Annotated in this window: 1 protein-coding gene; it reads right to left on the bottom strand. The window is 62.6% G+C overall.

Going from position 1 to position 9,098, the window contains the following annotated elements; genetic code table 11:
• The coding region (locus A2J01_RS23900; RefSeq protein WP_064113734.1) for a non-ribosomal peptide synthetase at window positions 1-9,098 on the bottom strand (9,098 nt) is incomplete at both ends.

The following is a 9,098-nucleotide window of genomic DNA, read 5'->3' as shown; positions in this document are numbered from 1 at the left end:
TAGATCTCGCCGGCCGTGCCGATCGCAGCGGGCTGCAAACGGTCGTCGAGTACGTACACCCGAAGGCCGTCGAGTGGTCGACCTATCAACGACGCCGTTGCGGTCTCCGCGCTCGCACGATCGAGCGGGAGATAAGAGACGTGCACCGTGGTCTCGGTGATTCCGTACATGTTGACCAGTTGCGGCGAGTCGTCCGGATGACGGTCGTACCACCGGGTCAGCTGTGCGAGATCGAGTGCCTCGCCACCGAAGATCACGTACCGGAGCGCAAGATCCGACGCGGTACCGTCCGATCCTCCGGAAACACGGTCCGCCTCCGCAAGCTGGTAGAAAGCCGACGGAGTCTGATTGAGCACCGTGACGCCCTCGGGGGTCAGCAATTGTCTGAACTGGTCTGGCGAACGCGACGTCTCGAAGTCGACGACCACGAGTACACCGCCGTGAATGAGCGGACCCCACAGCTCCCACACCGAGAAGTCGAATGCGTAGCTGTGGAACAAAGTCCACACATCCGAGGAATCGAATGCGAATTCCGTCTGCGCGTTGGCGAACAACTCCACAACATTCCGATGAGTGACCGCAACACCTTTGGGGCGGCCGGTAGATCCTGATGTGTAGATGACGTACGCCAGGTCTCTCGAACGCAAAGGCCGCACGCGGTCTGCGTCGGTCACGGGGCGGGAGTCGGCTGCGGCGTCCCGGGGCGAGACAGAAGGGCAGGGCAGTTCCCGCAGCGAATCCGGAGCGACGATCGCACACACCGGAGACGCGTCGGCAAGGGTATATGCGATCCGCTCATCCGGATAGCTCGGATCGATCGGCAGATACGCGGCACCAGACTTGACGACGGCGAGCAGCGCCACGACCAGATCGACCGATCGCGGCAAGAGGACCGCTACCAGGTCCTCGGATCCGACTCCCGAATCGATCAGCGTGCGGGCCAGACAGTTTGCGCGGGAATCGATGTCCCGATACGTCAATCGCTCGTCTCCGAAGACCACCGCAATCTCGTTCGGTGATCGGGTCACCTGTGCATCGAACAGTCCGGCCAGAGTGGTCGAGTCGTCGACGACCGCCCCGGGCGTGGCCCACCCTTCGAGTATCGTCCGGCGTTCGTCCTCACCGAGAATGTCGATGTCGCCGACTGCATTGGACGAATTGGCGACGACGGATGTCAGCACGGCGTTCAGTCGTGACTCGAGGCCTGCAATCGTCGATTCGTCGTAGAGATCGGTGGCGTAGGTGACGGCGAAGGTGAGCCCGCCCGCCTGAGCCGGAGTCTCCCAGACCGTGAACTGCAGGTCGAACTTGGCCAACGTCGGCGCAATGTCGACACCGGAAATGCTCAGGCCCGGAATCTCTACGGATCCGTTCGCGCCCTGACCGAGATTCTGGAACGAAAAGCCCACCTGGAAAAGCGGATTACGCGCCTGCGACCGTTCGGGGTCCAGTGCTTCCACCAGACGCTCGAACGGAACGTCAGCGTTCTCGAAACCGGCCAAATCAGTGTCCCGTACCTTCGACAGGAGTGCAGTGAACGACTCGCCCGGGTCGACCTCGGTCCGCAGGACCAAAGTGTTGACGAACATGCCGATCAGATCATCGAGAGCCTGTTCACCTCGTCCGGCCGCTGGTGTACCGATCACGATGTCGGCGGTGCCGGACAGCTTCGCCAGCAGGACGGCCAGCGCGCTGTGCAGAACCATGAAGAGTGACACATTATGTTCTCGTGCAACATGATTCAATGATTCATGCATGGCCGCTTCGATATCGAAGCAGTACTCGGCACCGGAGTGTGAAGCGACTCGCGGACGCGGCCGATCCGACGGCAGGGTCAGTTCGACGGGCAATCCGTCCAGTTGCGACTTCCAGTATTCCATCTGTTTCGAGATCAACGATCCCTGATCGGACTCGACACCGAGTACCCGGCGCTGCCACAGCGCGAAGTCCGCGAATTGGATCGGTAGCGGCTTCCACGTCGGAGCGATTCCCTGCGACCTCGCGGCGTACGCCGAGACGACGTCCCGGACCAGCGGCCCCATCGAAAAGCCGTCACCGCTGATGTGATGGATGGCGAACACCAGAACGTACTGCGAGTCGGCGAGATCGAACAAACGTGCCCGGACCGGCACGTCTGCAGTGACATCGAATCCGGCGAGTACGTATTCCGCCACCCGGTCGGTGACGACGGACTCGTGGATACGTACTGGCGACAGATCAGGCAGTGCATCCGCGGTGTCGAGGACTCGCTGGTATCCGATACCGTCGACTTCCGGATATGTGGTCCTGAGAATCTCATGTCGCTCGAACAGATCACGAAGAGCTGCCTGCATGGCCTCGATGTCGAGATCCCCCGTCAACCGGATCGCGATCGGAATGTTGTCCACTCCGGACGCCGAATCGAATCGGTTCAGGAACCACATGCGCTGCTGCGCGATCGACAGCGGAACCAACTCAGGGCGCTCCTGTGGTTCGAGCGGCGGACGGCCGCCCCGCCCCACGAGCACGTCGATTCGCGCCGCGAGCGACTCCACTGTCGATGCATCGAACAAGATGCGGACCGGCACAGTGGTGTCGAGTGCATGCCCGAGTCGAGCGACGATCTGCGTCGCGATCAGTGAATTACCGCCCAGCGCAAAGAAGTCGTCGTCCAAGCCGACCTGACCGATACCGAGGAGGTCGGCGAAAATACGCGCAACTTCGACCTCGACCACAGATTCGGGTTCCCGGAAGACCGCGATCTCGACCTCAGGATCGCGCAGTTGCTTCCGGTCGAGTTTTCCCGAGGCGTTGAGCGGCAGTTCGTCCAGAACAACATGTGCCGTGGGCACCATGTATGACGGAAGATGTTTCCCCAGTATCGATTCCAGTTCCAGCCAATCGATCAGAGACTCACCGGCCGCCGTCAGGTACGCGACCAGTTGATCGTTCCGGACGGCAACCACCACCGAACCGACCGACGGATGATCACGCAGGATCGACTCGATCTCCCCCAGCTCGATGCGTAGTCCGCGTAGCTTGACCTGAAAGTCGGTACGTCCGATGTATACCAACTCACCCGACGCATTCCATCGCACCAGGTCTCCGGTCCGATACAGGCGTGAGCCGGCAGGTCCGAACGGATCGGCGACAAACCGGTCCGCGGTGAGGTCCGGCCGAGCCACGTACCCCCGGGCCAACTGCACTCCCGCGAGGTAGAGCTCGCCCGCGACCCCGACGGGCACCGGATGCAGTCGTGAGTCGAGTACCAGAACGCGTGTGTTCCAGACCGGCGCGCCGATCGGCATGGTGGTGGTGTCGGCGTCCGTCACCTCATGGAAGGTCACGTCGACCGCGGCCTCCGTCGGTCCGTACAGATTGTGCAGTTCAGTTCCGGGAAGAACCGTCCGGAACTGCGCGGCCACCTGCGGGGCGAGCGCCTCACCCGAGGCGAAGACTCGGGTAAGGGTAGAAGACCTCGTGACAACCGTATCCGCGAGGAACACTTCCAACATCGACGGCACGAAGTGAATGGTGGTCACTCGTTCGGACGCGATCAGCGCGGCCAGATAGGCCGGATCTGGGTGGCCGTCGACGGCAGCGATCGCAAGTCGAGCTCCGACTTGCAACGGCCAGAAGAACTCCCACACGGAGACATCGAAGGTAAAGGGAGTCTTCTGGAGGACCACGTCGTCGCCGAGGAGGCTGTACTCGGCCTGCATCCAGATCAACCGGTTGACGATCGCGCGGTGTGACACCGCAACGCCCTTCGGTTTGCCCGTCGACCCGGAGGTGAAGATCACGTACGCCGTGTTCTCCCCTCGCAGCGGGCCGAGGCGGTCCGCGTCGGTGACCGGTGCGTCGGAACAACCGGACAGGTCTACGGTATCGATCCTGACTACCAGCACTCCCTCAGCGTCGAATCCATCTCTCTCTGTTGTCAACACACAGATCGGAGCTGCAGTCGACACGACGTATTCGTTGCGCTCGACGGGCTGATCGGGGTCGATGGGCAGATAGCCGCCGCCGGCCTTGACTACCGCGTACATCGCCACCAGCAAATCGAAGCTTCGGCGAATGGCCAAGCCGACCAGGGTATCCGGGCCGACGCCTTCCGACACGAGTTTGCGGGCGAGTTGATTGACCCGCCGGTCGAATTCGAGATACGTCAGCTGATGCCCATCGAAGGTCAGCGCGATCGAATGGGGAGAGCGGACGACCTGTTCATCGAACAGATCCACCAGCGTCACATCGCGAACATCGTGACCGGTGCTGTTCCAGCGCTCGACGACCAGCCCTAGATCGGAGTCGCCGACGACGTCGACGTCCCCGACCGGCCCAGCGGGGGCAGCCGCGACCGCCGAGAGAGTCGCCGTCAGATACTGGACGAAGGAGGCCACCGTCTTACGGTCGAACAGATCCGTTGCGTAAGTGAAGAGTCCACGGAGTTCACCGTCATGCTCGGTGATCGTCAATTGCAGATCGAATTTCGCCACGGACGCATCGACGTCGAGGGCCGATACCGTGACGCCGTCGATGTCGGCCGATTCGTCGCTGCCCTGGGCGACGTTCTGGAACGTGAGCATGACCTGGAACAGCGGATTGCGTGACTGCGATCGTTCCGGGTTGATGATTTCGACGAGGCGCTCGAACGGCACGTCGGCATGCGCGAACGCTTGCAGGTCCGACTCACGCGTGCTGCGAAGCAATTCCGTGAACGACAGCGACAGATCGACGTTCGTCCGCAACACGAGTGTGTTGACGAACATTCCGATCACATCGTCGAGTTCCTGCTCACCACGCCCCGCGACCGGAGTACCGATCACGATGTCGGAGGTGCCGGACAGGCGCGCCAGCATCACGGCGAATGCACTGTGCACGACCATGAATCGCGAAGCCTGATGCTCACGCGCAATTCGGTCGAGGGAATCGACGACGCCCTGCTCGATGGCAAATTGGTACTCTGCACCACCGTTCGTTGCTACGGCTGGACGTGGCCGATCGGTCGGCAGGTCCAGCTGATCCGGGATTCCCGCGAGCCGGCTCTTCCAGTAGTTGACCTGGCCCGAGATGATCGAGTGCGGATCGTCCTCGCTGCCGAGCACCTCACGCTGCCACAGGGTGTAGTCGACGAACTGGACAGCCAGCGGCGACCAGGACGGCGCACGCCCGTGCGATCGCGCCGCATACGCTGTCACCACGTCACGTACCAACGGCACCATCGAGAAACCGTCTCCGCTGATGTGATGGACGACGAAGACAAGCACGTACTCATCGTCGGCAAGTTGGAAGAGCGCGGTACGGAGAGGGATCTCGACCGTGACGTCGAATCCGGGCTGGATCAGCTCCCGCACACGGAGTTCCACAGCCTCGGCCGGAACTCGAACCGGTGACAGATCGAGATCGACTGCCGCCGAACCGAGAACCTGCTGGTAACCGACGCCGTCGATCTCGGGATAGATCGTGCGTAGGCTTTCGTGACGGTCGATCAGGTCCCGCACGGCCCCCGCCAGAGCCGCCGTGTTCAACGGACCGGTCAACCGCACGGCGACCGGAATGTTGTCGACCCCGGATTCCGGCTCGAACCGGTTGAGGAACCACATTCGCTGCTGCGCCAACGACAGCGGGACTCGCTCGGGACGCTCCTGTGGGACGAGAGGCATCCGCCCCGCGTCGCCGGTGTGAGTGCTCAGTCGTGCGGCCAGGGCCTCGACCGTCGACACGTCGAACAGCAGTCGTACCGGCACTACGGTGTCCAAGGACTGACCGAGCCGTGAGACAACTCGCGTGGCAATCAACGAGTTGCCGCCGAGTTCGAAGAAGTCGTCGTCGAGACCGACCTGAGCTACACCCAGAACATCCGAAAAGATCTGGGCCACAGTTTCTTCGACCACAGTGGTCGGAGCGCGGTATGACAGTGTCGCGAACGTCGGCTCGGGCAGGGCCCGCCGATCGACCTTTCCGTTGGCGTTCAATGGAACCGTCTCGATCGCCACGAACGCAGACGGCACCATGTAGTCAGGCAGACGCGCCGCGACGGTCGAACGTATCGCCGCGATGTCGACGTCGGCCCCGTGTGCTGGTACCAGATAAGCCACCAGGCGGTCTCCGACCAGGCTGTCCTTGTGTACCACCACGACAGCAGCCGATACCGAATCGAGTGCCACCAGGGCCCCTTCGATCTCGCCGAGTTCGATTCGGAGTCCACGGATTTTGACCTGGAAGTCGGTGCGGCCCAGATAGTCCAGCTCTCCCGAACCGTTCCACCGGACCTGGTCTCCGGTACGGTACAGCCGCGAGCCTGCCGACCCGAACGGATTCGCCACGAACCTCTCGGCAGTAAGGTCGAAGCGTCCGCCGTATCCGCGGCTGACTCCCACACCTCCCACGTAAAGCTCACCGACCACTCCGGCCGGGACCAGCTGCAGGCGCGAATCCAGCACGTAGAGTTCGATATTCGGAATTGGAATCCCGATGGGGACTCCGTTGACGTCTCCCGGTGCCGCCTCCTGGAAGGACACTACGTCGGAGGCCTCAGTGGGGCCGTAACTGTTGACGACGCGCACACCGGCGGCCATCAGATCTTTGAGCCGACCAACCTGAATGGGCTCACCACCGAGGAACACGACGTCGAGTGATTCGAGGACGCCGTCCACGTCGGCATCGACCAGTGCATCAAATGCACTCGGCGACATGTTCGCGACCTGGACGTCGTCGTCGGAGACGGCGCGAAGGATCTCGGCGGGGTCGAACCCCGCTGCGGCGACGTGAACACTGCCACCGCTGGTAAGCGGTCCCCACACATTCTTCTGCGTGAGATCGAAACTCGGTGACGACGCAACGACCACACCAGCGGCGTCCGGAAGTTCGGATCGGTACCAGGCTGTCGTATTCTCGATGCCCGCCATCGGTACGACCGTGGGCTTGGGCCGACCCGTCGAACCAGAGGTCGAGATGACGTATCCCACGCGCTCACCTGCGCCCCGCTCACGCCAATGGTCCACCCATTCCGGAACAGAATCGCCGGATTCCGCCCCATCAGTGCTCTCGACCCGCAGCACCGGGAGCGCCGTCTGGACGCCGCCGGACGCGATCACCACGCGGGCACTGGTGTCTTCGAGCAATGTATTCACGCGCTCGGTCGGCAACGTGGGATCGATTGGTGTGTAACCGGCGCCGGTCTTCCACACCGCGAGCATTGCCACTACCCACTGCCACGACCTGGGCAGCACCAGCGCAACCACGTCGTCCGCTCCCACACCCGCAGCGAGCAAGTCCTGAGAGAGCACCGACGACCGCGCATCGAGTTCCCCGTAGGTGAGGGTCCGATCATCGGCCACGACTGCAACCGTCGACCGGTCGCGACTGACATGCCGGGCAAAGAGTGCAAGTGGCGATCTGTCGCCGATCGACACACGCTGCCCCACCGACCAGTCGAGCACGCAGGCTGCCTCGCCGGCGCCGAACAGATCGATCTCGCCGACGAGAACGGCCGGATCGGCAGCGACCGCACCGAGCAATACGGACAGCCTGGAACCGAACGTCTCGATGGTCGAGGCATCGAAAAGGTCACGCGCATAATCGATGACGACTGACAGCCCGCCGACCTCGATGTCTTCCCACACCGTGAACTGGAGGTCGAACTTGGCGACTGCGGACTCGAGCTCGAAACCGCTTACCTCGAGGCCGCCGAGCGTTGCGCCACTTTGTGTTTTCTGGCCGAGATTCTGGAACGCGAGCATCACCTGGAACAGCGGATTGTGTGCCTGCGAGCGTGCCGGGTCGAGCACCTCTACCAGGCGCTCGAACGGGACGTCAGCGTTACCGAATGCATCGAGGTCTGCAATCCGTGCCTGGTTCACCAGCTCGTCGAATGTACTTGCCGGATTGATCTCGGTACGCAGCACCAGGGTGTTGACGAACATGCCGATGACGTCGTCGAGTGCGCGATCGCCACGACCCGCCACCGGGGTGCCGATCGCGATGTCAGTGGTTCCGGACAAACGCGCCAACAGCACGGCGATTGCGCTGTGCAATACCATGAACACCGTGGCCTTGTTCGCCTGCGCAATCGACTCGAGGCGCGCGAGTACGTCCGCACCGATAGTCATCGTGTGCGACGCTCCGCGATAACTCGCGACGGGCGGGCGGGGTCGATCCATCGGCAGGTCTAGCCGCTCGGGGAGCCCGTCGAGCTGCTGTGTCCAGTAATCGATCTGGCGCGATATCACCGATTCCGCGTCGTGCTCGCTGCCGAGGACTGTTCGCTGCCAGATCGAGAAGTCTGCATATTGCACGTCCAGCGGCGTGAATTCGGGTGCGCTGCCAGCCGCCCGACTCGCGTAAGCGGTCACGACGTCGCGCACCAAGGGGCCCATCGAGAAGCCGTCACCACTGATGTGGTGGACGACGAATACAAGGACGTATTCCGACGCGGCCACCTGGAAGAGCTTGACCCGCAACGGCACCTGTGAGGTGACGTCGAATCCCCCGGTGATCTCCGTGATGACACGCTCGGTGATCTCGGATTCGGCCACAGCGACCGGCGACAGATCGAGCTCCACGTCGGAGACGGTCAAGATCTGCTGGTAGCCGACGCCGTCGACCTCCGGGTACACAGTACGCAGGCTCTCGTGCCGCTCGACGAGATCATCGATCGCCGAACGGAGCGCAGCGGCATCGAGCATTCCGGTCAGCCGGAGAACGACTGGGATGTGATCGACGGCTGACGTGGAATCGAACCGGTTGAGGAACCACATACGCTGCTGCGCAAGCGAAAGCGGGATCCGGTCGGGACGTTCCTGTGCAACGAGAGGAGCCTTCGTACCGCGGCCAGCAGAATCGCCTACGAGAGAAGCTAATTCGGATACCGTCGGAGCATCGAAGAAAGCTCGCATGTCGAGTTCCACGCCGAGTTCGGCGTTCGCGCGCGCCACCACTCGCGTCGCGAGCAGTGAATTGCCCCCGAGGTCGAAGAATCCGTCGTCGATGCCGAGGTCGTCCCGACCGAGCAGATCGGCAAAGATCGCAACCAACGTCTTCTCGACCGGCGTACTCGCTGCCCGGTATTCGACAACCTGCGCTGTGAACTCGGGCGCCGGCAGCGCCTTGCGGTCCAG

The organism is Rhodococcus sp. EPR-134 (assembly GCF_001647205.1).
GTDB lineage: Bacteria > Actinomycetota > Actinomycetes > Mycobacteriales > Mycobacteriaceae > Rhodococcus_F > Rhodococcus_F qingshengii.
Note: the sequence above shows the minus strand (reverse complement) of the source record. Positions and strands in the feature narration are given on the sequence as shown.